Here is a 17,515-nt window from a genome sequence, read left to right as displayed (position 1 = left end):
GAAAATCTTCCGAATGATTGAAGGTTTTCTACTATTCTTTATGCTCTTTTACGTTTTAGTTCAAAGATTGAAATGAATCCTAAGATCAATACTCCCAAAATTGAATAGAGAATATTGGCATCTTTGGAACCAGTCTGAGGCAAAAGACCATTTGAAGTATTAGTCTTTTGATAAGGAACAGATGGAACCATTGGATTTCCAGGTGTGAAGTCGGTAGTTGTGTTAGAATTACCGCCACCACCGTTATCTGTATTTATTTGGTCGCCAGTACTGCCATTGCCACCGTTGTTTCCATTATTACCACCAGGATTGTCTGGAATAAATGGATTATCTGGGTTATCAGGGTTTCCTGGTGTCTTTGGTGTGTGGGTATTGGTAATCGTTATAACGTTGTTATTGGTTGATTGAGCAGCAGTGTAACCGGAAACAGCATCTTCTTGAACACTGTAGTTGCCATTCTTGTCCAAATTATTCCAAGTGTATGACCAAGCATTGAGTGAACTCAATTGAACCGCTTGACCAATTACTGAACCATTCTTCAATAGACGAACGGTTACTTGGCTAGGACGTAGATTGTCTTTGTTATTGCTGTCGTTCCAAAGTTTATTGACGGTTAGATTGGTTTTATCGTCTTTTGTAGTTGTTGTGCTTGGCGTGTGAGTGTTGGTGATTTTCACGTTGGTGGCGCTTGTCTTATCAATGTTAGATGTGTAACCAGAAACGGCATCTTCAGAAACTGTATAGGTCGAAGCCTTGTCGAGTCCGGTGAAATTATGAGCCCAGTTGTTGTCTGCGTTTAAAACAGTTGAGTCAACTTCTTTACCATCTTTTAAGAGGTGAATAGTAACTTGACTGGGGCGAAGGTTATCTTTGTTGTTACTATCGCTCCAGGTCTTAGTTACATTCAAGTTAGTTTTGCCATCAGTTGTGGTTGTTGAAGGTGTGTGCGTGTTGGTAATCTGAACGTCAGATGAATCAATTGGATCTATATGAGTTGTGTAATTATCAACTTTATCTTCAGTAACATGGTATTTCGTGGACTTATCAAGTCCAGTGAATTCGTGGGTCCAGTTTTTGTCTGAACTAAGTTCAGCTGAATCAACCTTGGTATCATCATCTTTTAATAAATTAACTGTTACTGATGAAGGCCGAAGCTTATCTTGATTATTATTATCACTCCAAATTTTAGTAACCTTTAAGTTAGTTGTTGTGTCACCAGTGTTGCCACCAGGTGTTTTGTCTAACGTATTGGTGATTGTTGTGACAGTATGATCTGTATTATCGACAATTTTTTTGTCATAATCATTAACATTATCTTCATCAGCTGAGTATTGAATAGCTTTGCCATCAGCGTCATTCTTAGCTAAACCAGACCATGTATAAGACCATTTACCATTAGTATCAGGTTTGATAGTTACAGGGTCGCCGGTTTTTGTACCATTGGCTGTTAAGTACACCGTGATAGAACTAGGACGTGTGGGACTATCATTATCGGACCAAACTTTGTTTACGGTGAAGTCACGTGTATCGTCGGTTGGCGTGGTAGGTGATTTATATTTATTGGTGATGGTTTCTTTTGTTTTATCGTTTGAATCAAAATCAGATGACATTGTATATCCATCAGGTACAGTTACTTCTTCGGCTGAGTAAGTTATTTCATTACCATCCGCATCATATTTTGGCAACTGATTAGTTTTACTTGCAGTATTATTTGGATCATTAGCACCAAATTTATAAGTCCATTTATTACCAGAATTCAAGGTAACGGGATCACCGAGTGGCTGGTCACCTTGGTTATTGTCATTTTGATATAGTTGAATTTGAACAGAAGTAGGGTTGGTAACATTTTGATTATCGCCGTCGTCCCAAACCTTGTTTACTGTTAATGTTGTTGCAAGTGTATTTGTAATTGTTTTATCGTAGTCGTTACCATTGTTAGTTGTTTGAGTAGAAATATAACCCTTTGGAGCTGTATTGGTGGTCTCTCCATTGTAACCAACTTCTGAAACGTACCAATAAGTGTCTGCTGGCAAATTCTCAAAAGTATGGGTCCAACCATTTTCACCACTCAAATCGAAGGTATCTGTTCCGGGAGCCATTTTTCCAGATCCGTCATAAACGCCAACTCTAACAGAACTAGGTCGGTCCTTATCCTTATTTTCACCATCGTTCCAAACCTTAGTAACCTTCATATTGGACAAAACGTTAGTAATATTATAATTGGTTAAATCAGGAATAGATGTGAAACCTGTAACGGGAGTTTCTTGAACGGTATATTTATAAGCATTACCTTCAGTATCATATTTAGGTAAGTTATTGAAAACATATGACCAGTTGGTATCAGCTGTAACCGCTTTTGAAGCATAAGGTGCTGCTGAATTACCATTTTGAATCAAATTGATTGTGACAGAATCAGGTAACTTGGTACCGGCAGGAACACTCCAAATCTTGTGACCCATAATTGAAGTTACTTGGTCCCCATCGTGTGCATCACTACCAAGTGTTGTATTCGGTTGGTTGATTGTAATATTTTGTAGTTCATCTTTATTGGAAAGCAAATCACCAGTATTTGAATAGGATGTTGACTTTTCAGCTAAATTATCGATTTTAGTGTAGTAAGTGATGATAGCAGTTTGATCAATAGTGCCTAAATTAACATCAAAACCGTCATCGGTATGTGTTGCTTTGATATTGGCAAATTTATTATCGGTATCATTAGTGATTTTACCGGTCGCATGATCAGCGGTGGCAGAATTGACCGTGATTGGGTGATCAGCATCATTTAATAGAGTTTGATTTTTCCCTAATGTATCTCGATAAACGGCATCATTAATTGTTTCGCCCTTATAGTTAACTCGGACAGTCCATTGAATAATGTCACCATTTTCTATGTAGCTCCCGTACTTGTAAAGAATTTCATTAGGATCAGTTACAGAGGCTTGTCCGACTGAGGCACTTCCGGTTGAATCGGTATTGCTTGTAGCCGTACCATTAACGCCCCAACTAATTGGAACATTTTGGTTTTCTTGAACTTGGGTCAAATTCCAACTAGTGCTGACGAAAAATGAACCTGTCACAGTATCAGTCTTTGATTTATTGGCTGCGTAACTATTGAATGTAATAGTTACAGTCCGATTTGCTTTATTTAAAGTAGCTTTACCAATTTCATTACCACCAGGTATTTCAGTTACCGGTTCTCCTTTAGTAACATCACCAGTGATAACTAATTCTTTGGGTACAGTGACGGTAATTGTGTCGCCATCATTCACGCCACCTTTTGGAGTGGCAAATTCCCAGTAAGCTCGGATAGTGTCGTATGGATCAAATTTATTTTGAGGATTACCATTTTTATCCTGTAATTGAACCTTAGTAATAAGCTGACTACCCCAATCTTTTGAAGTCGTTGGAGTAGAGTCAGTAGCTTGAGCACCATTCGTTGGAGTTATTACAGCTGGAGTCTCTGGAGTGGGACTATCAGCCGCATTAACGATATTTACTGAGCTGGTCATAAAAATAGATAGGATTATGATCAGTAGACTAAATATGTTATTTCCCTTTTTAAACATATTTATTTCTCCCCTCATTCGATAATTCATGATTCGTATATAAAATACTTACAATAATAATCTTACTACTCTTATATAAAATATAAATATATTGATAAAAAAGCTTTACAAAAATTTGCCGATTTATAAGCTATAATTACTTTATCTGCAACAATTTGGAGGAAAACATGGCCACACTTGAAGTTAAGAACTTGCACGTTGAAATTGAAGACGAAGAACGTAAAACCAAAAAAGAGATTCTCAAAGGTGTCAATCTTGAAATGAAGACCGGTGAGATTCATGCCATTATGGGACCCAACGGTACTGGTAAGTCTACTTTGTCGCAAACAATTATGGGGCAATCCAATTATCACGTCACTCAAGGAGATATTTTGTTGAATGGCGAAAGTATCTTGGAAATGCCTGTTGATGAAAGGGCTCGTAAGGGTTTGTTCTTGGCAATGCAGTATCCTGCTGAAATTCAAGGTGTTACTAACGCTGAGTTTTTGCGTGCTGCCATCAATGCTCGTCGACCCGAAGATGACAAAATTTCAGTGATGGATTTCCTCAAAGAATTGGATAAAAATTTGGAACTCTTAGATATGAGTCAAAAAATGACCGAAAGATATCTCAATGAAGGCTTTTCTGGTGGTGAAAAGAAACGTAATGAAATCCTTCAATTATTGATGATCAAACCTAATTTTGCCTTACTCGATGAAATCGATTCAGGCTTGGATATTGATGCGCTAAAAGTTGTTTCCAAAGGTGTTAATTCCATGCGTGGCGATAATTTTGGTGCATTGATTATTACTCACTATCAACGTCTCTTGAACTACATTCAACCTGATGTTGTCCATGTAATGATGGGTGGCCGAATTGTCAAAACTGGTCCAGCTGACCTAGCTTTGAAATTGGAAAAAGAGGGTTACGCCGGTTTGCGGGATGAACTAGGTCTTGATGTTAAATTGGTTGATGAAGATTAGGAGGTAGCGTTATGACGCCGGATAAATTAGTACAAATCGCTACTGAAAATAATGAACCAGATTGGTTTATTCAAAAAAGACGGATGGCTTTGGATGTTATGGATGAATTACCTTTGCCAGAAATCCAACGATTCGATTTTCATAATTGGCAGATGACACCGGATGTTTCTGAACAAATTAAGACATCATTGCCATCCAATCAAAATTACGTATTAACTGATATTTTTGACGCAATAAATGATTATCCAGAATTATTGCAAAAATATTATATGCAAAAAGTTATTAAACCAGATGAAAATAAATTTACTGCTTATCACACAGCCTTTATGAATCAAGGGGTATTTCTCTACGTGCCCAAGAATACAGTGATTGATAAGCCAATTGAAATTAATTTGGAACAGAATTCTCAAGCACCATTTATTTCACATATTTTGATTGTGGCAGAAGAGAATACCCAATTTTCATTTATTCAAAAAATGACTACAATTGGTGATCAAGCTGCTGTTGCCAACTGTATTGTGGAAATAGTTGCCGGAGCTAACAGCAATATTAAATATGCGGCAGTCGATGAATTGGGCGAGAATGTTACTTCCTATCTAAGTCGTCGTGCCTATGTGGGACAAAACGCCTACGTTGATTGGTCAATTGGGATGATGAACAGTGGCAATACTATCGCTGACTTTGACACTGATTTGTATGGTGAAGGTTCGCATTCTGAAATTAAAGTTGTCGATATTACGTCTGGTCGTCAACAACAAGGAATCAACACGCGTGTAACTAACTATGGCAAGCATTCGATTGGAAATATCAATCAGCGTGGTGTCATCATGGATCGGTCGCGACTGATTTTTAACGGTATCGGACACATCATTAATGGCGCTTCAGGTTCCAATGCTGAGCAACAAAATCGTGTCTTGATGATGTCTAGTAAAGCTCATGGGGATGCTAATCCAATTTTGTTAATTGATGAAAATGATGTTTTAGCAGGTCATGCGGCTAGTGTTGGTCAAGTTGATCAAAAGCAATTGTGTTATTTGATGAGTCGTGGAATTGATAAGAAAACCGCTCAACGATTGGTTATTCGTGGATTCTTGGGTGATGTACTTGTTTCAATTCCATCAAAACAGATTCGCGAACAATTAGTTCAGACAATCGAGAGGAAGCTGGAAAATGGACAGCAAGTTTCTGAAAATTCGTAATGATTTTCCAATTCTCAATCAAAAAGTTAATAATGAACCATTAGTATATTTGGATAACGCCGCTACGAGTCAAAAACCGCAAGCTGTGATTGATGAAATGGTTCGTTATTATCAAAATGACAATGCCAATACTCATCGGAGTGTTCATACATTGGGCGAGCGTGCTACTGAAGAATATGAGGCTGCGCGCGGTAAGGTACAAAAGTTTATCAATGCCAAAGAGAGTCGAGAAATCATCTTTACCAAAGGGACAACCGACGGTTTGAATTTAGTGGCGGCTACTTATGGTGAAGAAAATATTTCTGTTGGTGACGAGATTGTTGTCTCTTATATGGAGCACCACAGTAATTTGATTCCATGGCAACAGCTGGCATTGAGAAAACACGCTACTCTTAAATATATTGAATTAACGGCTGATGGTCAGTTGGATATGAAAGATGCCGAACTGAAGATTACTGATAAAGCCAAGATTGTTGCGATTACGCATGCTAGTAATGTGCTGGGAGTTACGAATGATATTCAAAAGCTATCACAAATAGCACACGGTCATAACGCCGTTATAGTAGCTGATGGTGCTCAAGCAGTTCCACATCAACCAGTCGATGTCCAAGCATTAGATGTCGATTTCTATGCTTTTTCAGGTCATAAAATGTTGGCACCAATGGGTATTGGCGTACTTTACGGCAAGAGTGATTTGTTAAAATCAATGTCACCATATCAATATGGCGGTGAGATGATCGATTTTGTCGAAAAATATCAAAGTACTTGGACTGACATTCCTTGGAAGTTTGAAGCTGGTACGCAAAATGTTGCTGGAGCAATCGGATTAGGCAAAGCCATCGATTATTTGACTGAGATTGGCATGCAAAATATTTCTGATTATGAAAAATACTTGGTTGAATATGCATTACCGAAATTATTAGAGATTCCTGGTATAACAGTCTATGGACCACACAATCCTGCCATTCATAACGCCGTTATATCATTTAACCTAAAAAATCTCCATCCACATGATTTGGCAACAGCTTTAGATATGGATGGAGTGGAGGTCAGAGCGGGACACCATTGTGCCCAGCCACTGATGAAATATTTGAATGTTGTAGCAACTGCTCGAGCTAGTTTTTATATTTATAATACCGTTGACGACATTGACCAATTGATTTATGCCATCAAAGATGCAAAGGAGTTCTTTAAAGTATGAGCTTGTCAGGGTTGAACAATTTATACCGTGAAGTGATATTGGACCATTCAGAACATCCACACCACAAGCAAAGTTTGGAACAGTCAACGAATAAAGTGACTTTGAAAAATCCTACTTGTGGCGATGTAATCAACTTGGAACTAAATTTAGTTGATGGAAAAATCGCTGACATCGGCTTTACTGGTGAAGGATGTACGATCAGCCAATCGTCAGCCAGCATGATGACTGATGTCGTGATTGGAAAAACTACTGCTGATAGTCTGGAAATGGCTCAGATATTTTCCGATATGGTTATGGGTAAAAAACGTTCCGACGCTGACTTAGAAAAACTCGGTGATGCAGCAATTTTGTCCAGTGTCATGCAATTTCCAGCACGAATAAAATGCTCCACACTTTGTTGGTGGGCTTTGAGAAAATCATTAGGAGAAGAAGTTGATGATTGATTTAAATGATTCAGATTATGAATATGGTTTTCACGATGACATTGAACCAAAGTATTCTACCGGTCGCGGTTTAACAGAGGAAACGATTCGTCAGATTTCAGCTGAAAAGCAAGAGCCTCAATGGATGTTGGATTATCGTTTGAAATCATATGCGTTATATAAAAAATTACCAATGCCCAATTTTGGACCAGATTTGTCCGATTTAGATTTGGAAAATATGTATTATTATCAAAAAATGACTGATAAAAAGTATCGAGACTGGAATGATGTTCCTGATAAAATGAAGCAGACCTTTGACCGTTTAGGTGTTCCTGAAGCTGAAAGAAAGTATTTGGCTGGTTCGTCAGCTCAATATGAATCAGAAGTGGTCTACCACAATATGCGTGATGAATTTGAGAAGATGGGCATACTGTTCACTGATACTGATACAGCTTTGAAGGAATATCCCGAATTATTCAAGAAGTGGTTTGGTAAATTGGTCAAGCCCAGTGATAATAAATTTGCGGCCTTAAATGGTGCAGTTTGGTCAGGTGGCTCGTTCATCTATGTACCAAAGGGCGTGCGTTCAGATATTCCAATTCAGTCATATTTCCGTTTGAATTCTGAGAACTCCGGGCAGTTTGAGCGAACTTTGATCATTGTGGATGAGGGTGCCAAAGTTGATTACGTTGAAGGCTGTACTGCCCCCAACTATTCATCCGACAGTTTGCATGCTGCCGTGGTTGAAGTGAACGTTCAAAAGGATGCGTATTGCCGTTATACAACGATACAAAACTGGTCCGACAATGTTTATAGTTTGGAAACCAAACGGGCTGCGGCAGAAGAAAATGCCACGATGGAATGGGTTGACGGAAACCTGGGTTCCAAAGTTACGATGAAATATCCAAGTGTATATTTGAATGGCGAAAATGCCCGTGGAACAATGTTATCCATTGCGGTTGCCAGTAACGGGATTCATCAAGATTCAGGTGCCAGAATGATTCATAACGCCAAGAATACTTCGAGTTCAATCGTTTCTAAGTCCATTGCTAAAACTGGTGGATCCGTCGATTATCGTGGGACCGTTCGTTTTGGAAAGCATTCCGATGGCTCAAAAGCGCACGTTGAATGCGACACTATCATCATGGATAACGAATCATCCTCAGATACGATTCCATATAATGAAATTGATAATGCTAACGTTTCAATGGAACATGAGGCTAGAGTTTCCAAGATTTCGGAAGAGCAGTTGTATTACTTGATGAGTCGTGGAATTTCTGAGGCTAAAGCTACAGAAATGATTGTTATGGGATTTGTGGAACCATTTACGAAAAAATTACCGATGGAATATGCGGTGGAATTGAATCGCTTGATCAGTTATGAGATGGAAGGTTCGATTGGATAAAATGGAAAAAATACTTGTATTGGAGTAAATCCAAGCAAGTATTTTTTTTATTTTTGGGCGGAACACGTTTCGCTTTGTGGAATTAATACCTATCAGAGCCCGAAGTAATGCGCTTTCAAAAAAATCCCTGTATACTTTGCGTTGTTAAAAGAAACAAGTACGAAACTAAATGATAGCGAGGAAACCGACATGAAACATGATGTAGATGAAGTCCAGTTGGTAGCTCCTGTGACTGGAAATGTTGTATCAATCGAAAGTGTTAATGATGAAGTTTTTTCTAAGAAGATGATGGGTGATGGATTAGGAATTGAACCCACCGAGGGAAAACTAGTCAGTCCTATAAAGGGAAAAGTAGTATTGGTAGCGAGCACTAAACATGCAATTGGATTTAAAGATGATGCAGGCGTTGAATTATTAGTACATTTAGGAATCGACACTGTTGAGTTAAATGGCAAACCATTTAATTTGAACGTTAATGAAGGAGACACCGTAGAGGCAGGTCAATATATTGGTGATGTAGACCTTGCTCAAATAAAAGCTGCCGGTAAAGATACCACTGTAATTGTTGCAGTAACTAATTCAAAAGCAATTTTAAAGGATTTTAATTATAATGAAGGTCCAATAAAAATTAATGATGACTTAGCAACGATTCAGTTGCACGAAAAGAAAAAGACTGTTAAAAAAGGTAAAAATTTCAAAGAATTGGCCGAGCAAATTGTTGCTGGTGTTGGTGGAAAAGCCAATGTTAAAAATGTTATTCACTGTATTACAAGACTGAGATTTTATTTAAAAGATGAATCTAAAGCCAATGACACTAAAATTAGTAATCTCGATGGGGTAATAGATGTAGCTAAATCGGCTGGACAATATCAGGTAATCATTGGACCAGATGTAAATGATATATTTGATCAAGTTGTCAGAATCCTAGGATTAGATTCAGATGATTACGTTGAAGAAAAGGTTGATAATTCAAACCTTACTTTTGGTCAAAGGATAAAGAATAGTGTTAATACTTTTATCGGAATAATCACAGGATCCATGGCTCCTATTATTGGGATTCTGTCAGCATCAGGTATTATCAAAGGAATGATGTCTTTAATGGTAAGTTTCCATTGGATGTCACCCACAGGAAATGCTAATTTGATTCTTACTGCTATGTCAGATTCAGTATTTTACTTTCTGCCAGTTTTAATTGGATTCAATGCTGCTAAGAGAATGGGTGGAAATCCAACATTGTGTGCAGTTATTGGTGGCGTTATTGCCTATCCTACAATCATTGCTGCCGCTGGAAAGCATTTGAATATTTTGACTCTAGGCAGTTTGAACTTCCCATATGTGTCATATACATATTCTATTTTCCCAATGATTTTGGCAGCCTGGATTGCTACAAAGATGGAAAAATGGTTAAAGACATTTATACCTTCATTTTTACAAGCTCTAGTAAATCCAATGATTATTATTTTAGTAGTTTCTGCAATTACATTATTAGCTACAGGTCCTGTTATTACGTGGGCAGCCTTCGGATTAGCTGGAGGAATTCAGGCATTATTAAGTATCAATAGCGCTATTTTCGGAGCAATAATTGATGGATTCTATCAAGTATTAGTTATCTTCGGATTGCATTGGGGTATTGTTCCGTTATTTGTTAATGACTTTGCAACACTTGGACACAGTTACTTATTTGCAATCGTAAGTATTACTATGGTTGGTCAAGGTGGAGCAGCTTTAGCTGTGGCTATTAAGACTAAGGATGATAGTTTGAAATCGCTAGGGTTTGCGGCTGCAATTTCAGCCTTCTGTGGTGTTACAGAACCAGCTATTTATGGTATTAATCTACGTTACAAAAAGACTTTTATATGTGCCAATATTGGTAGTGCTGTTGGTGGATTTATTATTGGTTTACTTCACGTAAATATGTGGAGTATCGCAGGTTCAATCATCGGATTACCATCATTTATTAATCCTAAAGGGATTGACGGAAGTTTCTATGGAGCCGTTTTAGCAACTGTTGCTGCAATTGCAGTTTCATTCGTTCTAACGTATGTTTGGGGATTTAATGATCAAATGACAGCAAGTAATAAGAGAGAAAAACCAGTTAATCCTGGAAAAGTTACACATAGAGTCGCATAAACTTTATTAGAAAGAGGAGTATTATGTTATCTTTTGAAAAAGAAATTAGTTCTTCCCTACAAAATCATATGGATTACGTAAACAATCAACAATTAGTAGTAGAAATTCCGACAGAAACTTTGAAGCCAATAACTCGAGTTGTCGTTGAATTTAATACTACTAAAATAAAAAATATAAAGTCGTTTATTTTAAGACATGCTTTTAATCACGTAATGTCCGACCTTGTTTTGGATGTGGAAGTAAAAAATCTTAATTTAGAAGATGAATATATATATAAATTTGATACTCCAAAGAGTGCATCACACATACTAATCGACATAGATTCTGATGTTTCTATTAAATCAATAATAAAGAAATTACATGTTTTTGTAGAAGATCAAGAAATAGTTAATACTGTAGATGACAGTGAACATATTGATAGTGAAAGTGTCAGCTATCAGAAAAATGTTTTGACGGATTCCAATAAAGAATATAGTTACTTATTAACTGATGGTTCATTTAAAACAATTTGGCAGGGAGAAAATTATCCAGCTAATATTGATATTAATTTGGGAGCAGTTTATAGATTAAACAAAGTTGAACTATATTTTATTGAAAAACAAGATGTTATCTTTGATGTTTTTGGAAGTAATAACGGAATCGACTACTCATTAATTGAACAATATAACGGTGATGTTACGGATGAAAATGGATTTAAAGTAAGTCTAGAAATTTCGAAAGAGTTTTCTTTTGTAAGGGTAAATATTCTATATAACAGCAGTTCTGAAACCGTTAAGTTAAAGCAAATTCGTGTATTAGGTGAATACCTTCGTGCCCAAGACAAAATCAAACCGTTCCATTTTTTAGAAGATTATGATTTTGAAAAAAACAGTATCTCAACAAACCAGGCTTTGTCTGGAATCATTGAAAGAAGAATTGGATCAGAATATGTAAACTGGTTTGAATTCGAAATTGGTGATCAAAAGGATAATTACTTTAGACTAGAAAATTCAACTAATAAAATCAAAATTATTGGTAATTCAGGAGTCAATATTGCTGCGGGATTGAATTACTACTTAAAAAAATACTGTAACGTGAACATAACCCAAAAAGGCATGGGTGATAAAACAGTCATGCCTTCAAAGATAATTAAGTTAGGCAATATTGTCGAAAAACATTCAACAGCTAAGTATGTGTATAGCTATAATTACACAACATTTTCTTACACTATGCCATTTTGGGGTGAGGAAGATTGGCAGGCCGAATTGGATTGGCTTGCGTTAAACGGAGTAAATTTAGTTTTAGACCCGATAGGTCAAGAAGTTGTCTGGGGATTATTTTTAAGAAAGCTAGGATATTCTGATTCTGAAATTCAAAACCAAGTGTCCTTTTCAACTTATTCTGCTTGGCAGTGGATGGGAAATATATCTGGTGTTGGGGGACCAGTTTCATTAAGATGGATGAACAATCGCGTGAAGTTGGCCCATAAAAATCATGAGTTTATGTACGCTTTAGGAATGAAACCGATAGTAAGGGCCTATGGTGGATTATTACCAGATGATATTCTAGAAAAAAATATCAATTTAGATATTATCGTTCAAGGGCAATGGTGCAGTTTTCATAGACCAGATATGATAAGAACTGTTGGCAGTGACTATCAAAAACTAGCTAAATTATTCTATGAGACACAAGAAGAAGTGTTAGGAAAAATCACCCATTTCTACTCTGTTGATCCATTTCATGAGGGCGGAATAATGGGAAATATGAATCCAGAAGATGTGTCAAAAAACTTAATGGATAACTTATTGAGCTATGATTCAGAGGCTATTTGGATTATTCAATCGTGGCAAGAGAATCCAACCCCGGGATTACTAAAAGGAATTAATAACTATAGGAACCACGCACTAGTTTTAGATTTATATGCTGAAAAGTCACCACAGTGGATAAAGTCTGATGTTAAAGATCACGGTGGTAGAGAATTTTCGAATACTCCTTGGCTCTTCTGTATGCTTAATAATTTTGGTGGTCGTATGGGATTGAGTGGTCATTTAAGTGACTTACAAGATTCATACGATTATGCCTTAAATGATGCTAAATATATGCAAGGCATAGGTATTACTCCGGAAGCGTCTTTGAATAATCCAATTCTATATGATTTTTTCTTTGACCTGATTTGGAGAGATTCAGAAGAGAAGTTCCAAATAGATGAATGGTTAAAACATTATTCTATTAGAAGATACGGTGCTAGTTCATCAGCGTTAGATAGTTTGAGGGCACAACTGAATACTGTTTATAAATCTGAGTTTAATGATTTAGGACAAGGAGCCCCAGAATCGATAATAAATGCTCGTCCTCAAAAAAATATTACGACAGCATCTACTTGGGGTAATGCAGTTATCCAATACCCTAAAAAGGAATTGATAGAAGCATTACAGAAATTGCTAATAGATTATGACAAGCTACATAAAAGTGAAGGGTATAAATTTGATTTAGTAACTCTTGCTATGCAAGTACTTTCTAATTCTGCACAAGAAACGCTGGGTAAAATTAATGCCACAATTGATAATGAAGATTTATCTGGGTTCATGAAGTTGAAACTAGTTTTTATACAGACGATTGAACTTGTGGATAGTCTTGCCGATCAAGTTCCAATATATAGGCTGGAAACCTGGGAGAAACAGGCCCAGTGCATTGTCGAAAATTTAGATGATTTTACTAAAATAAAGGCAATTATAGATGCCAGAGCATTAGTTACTACTTGGGGTAGCTTGAAACAAGCAAATAGTGGTGGCTTGCATGATTATTCTAATCGTCAGTGGTCAGGATTGACTAGAACACTCTATTTAGATAGATGGAGTAAATGGCTATCAGAGCAAGAAAAGAAGCTTAGACACGAAGAATACAGTGCTATCAGTAGTTATGAATGGTTTGATTGCGAATGGCACTGGGTCATTGAAAAAAATAAAATTGAGGGAAATTCCAGAAATAATACTTCATTAGATGATCTTGTACGTAGAACTCTGGAAGTTATTGATTATGGATAATGAAAAAAGTTCAGTTAAACTAATTGCTACCGACATGGATGGTACGTTTTTAGACGACCATAAAAAATTTGATGCAGGCTTATTTCAAGATGTTATGAATAAATTGAATCAAAAAAATATAATGTTTGTTATTGCTAGTGGTAACCAATATCAACACTTGGTGGATATATTTGGTGATACGGATAATGAATTTTCGTACATTGCTGATAATGGTGCAGTAATTGTTGATAAAGGAAAGGTTATTTTCCAAAAGTTTATTAGTACAGAAGATGTTCATCAGTCTTTAAATCTTTTGAAACATAATAGTCAATTGAAGAACGGATTGATTGTTCTATCTGGTCAAAATAGTGCATATATTGAAAAAGGTGTTCCAGATGAATTTGTTGAGGAAGGTAATAAGTATTATCGAAAGATAACTGTTGTGGATTCCTTGTACGATGTTAAGGATAAAATTTATAAGATTGCTCTAGCTTGGCCTAATCAGAGCGTTAGGGTACAGGAGAATATCTTAAGGAATAATCTTCCCAACTCAAATGTGACTTCGAGTGGCTATGGTGGTGTAGACATAATTCCTAAGGGTGTTGATAAAGGAAAAGCTATTGCTGTGCTACAGAAATATATGAATTTAAATAGCTCGCAATTGATGGCCTTTGGTGATAGTGACAATGATTTAGAGTTACTCAAACACTGTGGTAACAGTTATGCTATGAAGAATGCCAACGATATTATAAAAAAGACCGCAAAATATCATACCAACTGGGATAATAATGAAAGTGGTGTTTTAAGAACGATTCAGTCAGTGGTCAAATAAAAAAGCATGATGAAATGAATTAAAATTCAATTTCGTCATGCTTTTTGCTATCTTCATTGACCCAAGATAATATTTTTTCAAAAGAGTTTATACAATCACCAAAGAATGTTGTATATAAAACATTTGCTCCGTCAGATTTTTGTGTATCGTGCAAATGGATAGGCAAGTCTGATTTCTGAGCTATTGTACTGTTTGGATCTGAGGTAAATGAAATTAATTTACCATTAACCTTATTTATTTGTTCAATTTTTTTAAGACATGAGAAGTTCTCACCAGATCTGGAAATTAAGAGAAGAACTGGACTTTGATTACTCTCATAGACTAAAGGTATTTCAATGCCACTTAATAAAAGCGTTTGAAAATGATTAACTAATAATTTTCTATAAATATACTCTGTTACAAATTCATTGAATCCTTCACCATATAAGTAAATATAATTATTTCGATTTAAAATGGTTTTTAGTTTTTCCCTAAATATATGGGGAGGAAGAATACTTAATTCATTTAATTCATTTGAATCAACATTTCTTCCGGATGTGGTAATGATTTTAGCATGGTAAACAAGTTCACTATAGCCAGCATAATCTAATTTCTTTGCCAATCGTTCTATAGAAGCAGGCGATGAAAAACTATCCTCGGCTAATTTTCTAATACCATTTTCTTGGATTTGCGAAGGATCAGCTAGGATGGCTCTTAGGATTCTTTTGTCACCATCAGTTAAGTTTTTGTTTTTGAAGATTCTTTCTAGATTGAAATTTTCTGCCATATCAATCTCCTCATATTTGATACAAATGGGATGTTACTGCTTTCATTATACTAAATACAGGGATGTATATCATGATGAAGCATCCTAAAATAGGGTGCTTTTTTGTTGAACCCTGTATAATACAGTTAAATTGACTGTTTTGAAGAAAGTGGTGAGGAACTTGTCAAAAACAACGTATTCGTTAGATAAAAATGATTATGAGCAGTACCGAGATTTGTTTTTCTACTCGTTTGATGAGCCTGAAAGTGATGCTGAGAAGGAATTTTTGAAACGTGAATTTGAGCATTCAAAAGTTTACGGAATTAAAGATGATGGTCAACTCCAAGTTTCAATTACTTGCGTGCCATTCAAAGTTAATTTCTTCGGCAAAGAGTTTGGCATGTCCGGTATTGCTAACGTCATGAGTGCTCCCGAATATCTACAGAGTAACGGCGTCGATACCTTGATGGATCAGGCATTCACTGATATGTATCAAAACGGCACAACACTGTCATATTTAGGACCATTTTCTTACGATTATTACCGTCGCTTCGGTTATGAGCAGGTCTTTGAAAACCTAAAGATAACTATGCCGTTCACTAAATTATCCCGTTACAGTAAGCCTTCAATGGGGTGTTTGAAACGCTATAAATACTCCCAAGCTCAAGATGTGATTGGTGATTTATTTGCGTCCGTTAATACCTCAGGGACAGTTGCTAGAAAAACTTGGTGGTGGAAAAATCTAGCACTTTGGTATCCTGATGATTTATTGGCGGTATACTATGATGCATCAGATGAAGTTCGTGGTTATATGCGTTATAAATTTCATAACGGTACATTTATCGTCCAGGATATGTATTATCAGACACCGGATGCCTTTTTAGGATTGATGCATTTCATTAATAAACATCGCTCGATTTATAAAGATATTGTTATTAATTCAACGGATACGAATTTACGTATTAATAATTTTTCGACGAATCCAACCGATGCTAAAGTAGAAATCCTACCTGCCAAAATGGCTCGAATCGTTGATATAAAGAAGTTTTTCACTGACTATCCGGTTCAAGTGGATAATATTGATCCAATCAGCTTAGAGGTTAATGATTCTTTGAGTTGGAATAATCATATCTGGGTGTTATCGGTAAAAGATGGTGTGGTCAATATCGAGAAGTCTGACAGTGAAATTCCCGAAGTAATCGTTGATATTCAGACATTGACTAAGGCAATGTTTGGCTATCAATCGTTAGCAGATTCCTTTAAAGTAGGAAACGTTCTAGGTAATACTGATGAAATTGAAACTTTGGATAAACTATTTGTCCACGAAAAGGCTCAACTAAAGGATTTCTTCTAGTTAAGTAATAAAGATTGAGGATACTGAATATGGTAGAAAAGAAAGATCAAGTTAAGGAAGCATTGGAAAAAGTAATTGATCCCGAGCTTGGTATCGATATTGTTAATTTGGGTTTGATTTATGATGTAGAAGTTGAAAACGACCAACGAGCCGTTATAACGATGACATTGACGACAATGGGCTGTCCTTTGAGCGATATGTTGCATGATTCAATTAAAAATGCGGCTGAATCGGTCGAAGGAATCAAGTCCTGTGAGATTCAATTAGTTTGGTATCCCGTTTGGAATATCGGCAAGATGAGTCGTTATGCCCGCGTGGCATTGGGGATTCCTGAGGGCTTTGGTGTTTAGGAAGCCAATGTGGTAACAAAAGACTTATAAATTGAATGTCGTACTGATAAATGATCCGTTTTGATTGTACTTTATTCTTATTATTGAAGTTGTCGCAATTGCCCCAGTTGTATTTAAATATTCAATTGATTAATTATCAAAAAAATAAGTTAGTTGGAAGAGCAGAGAGTATTCATCCGCAGCGAAAGTGGCGTTATGGCTTTAGCCATTACACCACCGGACGTGTTGGAGACTTTTCGGTCTTTGAAAAGGCTTCAACCGAGGCTCGAGGCCGTACTTTGGCTCGAACCGTGCCGCGCAGCAGATGAATACTCTCTGCTCTGGAAACGGCATACTCCACTAAACGG

General features: G+C 36.5%; 12 protein-coding genes. 10 read left to right on the top strand and 2 right to left on the bottom strand.

Features of this window, described 5'->3' with window-relative positions; genetic code table 11:
- Nucleotides 1-38 precede the first annotated feature (38 nt).
- Nucleotides 39-3,566 carry a Cna B-type domain-containing protein gene (locus AAA923_RS05280; RefSeq protein ID WP_338215212.1) on the bottom strand — a complete coding sequence of 1,176 codons (3,528 nt, stop codon included), beginning with the start codon at nt 3,564-3,566 and terminating at the stop codon, nt 39-41.
- A 167-nt stretch (nt 3,567-3,733) separates the two neighbouring features.
- Between AAA923_RS05280 and sufC the strand changes: the two genes are divergently transcribed.
- The 8 genes from sufC (at nt 3,734) to AAA923_RS05240 (ending at nt 14,719) form a co-directional block, all read left to right on the top strand.
- Complete coding sequence (gene sufC / locus AAA923_RS05275) at nt 3,734-4,528, top strand: Fe-S cluster assembly ATPase SufC (protein WP_041499074.1); 795 nt, start codon at nt 3,734-3,736, stop codon at nt 4,526-4,528.
- Between the two features lie 11 nt (nt 4,529-4,539).
- Nucleotides 4,540-5,727: a Fe-S cluster assembly protein SufD gene (gene sufD, locus AAA923_RS05270; RefSeq protein WP_338215209.1), complete on the top strand. Its 1,188-nt coding sequence runs from the start codon at nt 4,540-4,542 to the stop codon at nt 5,725-5,727.
- Nucleotides 5,699-6,928: a cysteine desulfurase gene (locus tag AAA923_RS05265; protein ID WP_338215207.1), complete on the top strand. Its 1,230-nt coding sequence runs from the start codon at nt 5,699-5,701 to the stop codon at nt 6,926-6,928. Before sufD ends, AAA923_RS05265 begins: the two co-directional genes overlap by 29 nt.
- Nucleotides 6,925-7,371, top strand: coding sequence for a Fe-S cluster assembly sulfur transfer protein SufU (gene sufU / locus AAA923_RS05260; protein WP_338215205.1), 447 nt, complete (start codon nt 6,925-6,927; stop codon nt 7,369-7,371). The genes AAA923_RS05265 and sufU overlap by 4 nt, the downstream gene beginning before the upstream one ends.
- A complete protein-coding gene (gene sufB, locus AAA923_RS05255; RefSeq protein WP_338215203.1) occupies nt 7,364-8,755 on the top strand; it encodes a Fe-S cluster assembly protein SufB in 1,392 nt (463 codons plus the stop codon). The genes sufU and sufB overlap by 8 nt, the downstream gene beginning before the upstream one ends.
- Nucleotides 8,756-8,944: 189 nt before the next feature.
- Nucleotides 8,945-10,885 (top strand): PTS sugar transporter subunit IIABC, encoded by a 1,941-nt coding sequence (locus tag AAA923_RS05250; protein ID WP_338215201.1) that lies wholly within the window; start codon nt 8,945-8,947, stop codon nt 10,883-10,885.
- A gap of 23 nt (nt 10,886-10,908) precedes the next feature.
- Nucleotides 10,909-13,908, top strand: a complete 3,000-nt coding sequence (locus AAA923_RS05245; protein WP_338215199.1) for an alpha-N-acetylglucosaminidase — start codon at nt 10,909-10,911, stop codon at nt 13,906-13,908.
- Nucleotides 13,901-14,719: a Cof-type HAD-IIB family hydrolase gene (locus AAA923_RS05240; protein WP_338215197.1), complete on the top strand. Its 819-nt coding sequence runs from the start codon at nt 13,901-13,903 to the stop codon at nt 14,717-14,719. Before AAA923_RS05245 ends, AAA923_RS05240 begins: the two co-directional genes overlap by 8 nt.
- 19 nt (nt 14,720-14,738) lie before the next feature.
- On the opposite strand, the gene AAA923_RS05235 is transcribed toward AAA923_RS05240, so the two are convergent.
- Nucleotides 14,739-15,485: a MurR/RpiR family transcriptional regulator gene (locus AAA923_RS05235; protein ID WP_338215195.1), complete on the bottom strand. Its 747-nt coding sequence runs from the start codon at nt 15,483-15,485 to the stop codon at nt 14,739-14,741.
- A gap of 160 nt (nt 15,486-15,645) precedes the next feature.
- Here AAA923_RS05235 and AAA923_RS05230 point away from each other — a divergent pair, with 160 nt between their 5' ends.
- Together AAA923_RS05230 and AAA923_RS05225 are read left to right on the top strand one after the other, a co-directional pair.
- On the top strand, nt 15,646-16,818 hold the full coding sequence (locus tag AAA923_RS05230; RefSeq protein ID WP_338215193.1) for a GNAT family N-acetyltransferase: 1,173 nt from the start codon (nt 15,646-15,648) through the stop codon (nt 16,816-16,818).
- Between the two features lie 29 nt (nt 16,819-16,847).
- Nucleotides 16,848-17,168: a metal-sulfur cluster assembly factor gene (locus AAA923_RS05225; protein WP_041499080.1), complete on the top strand. Its 321-nt coding sequence runs from the start codon at nt 16,848-16,850 to the stop codon at nt 17,166-17,168.
- The last annotated feature ends 347 nt before the right edge of the window (nt 17,169-17,515 follow it).

Source organism: Companilactobacillus muriivasis (assembly GCF_036246245.1).
GTDB classification, from domain to species: domain Bacteria; phylum Bacillota; class Bacilli; order Lactobacillales; family Lactobacillaceae; genus Companilactobacillus; species Companilactobacillus muriivasis.
This window is presented reverse-complemented; position numbering and strand designations above follow the sequence as displayed.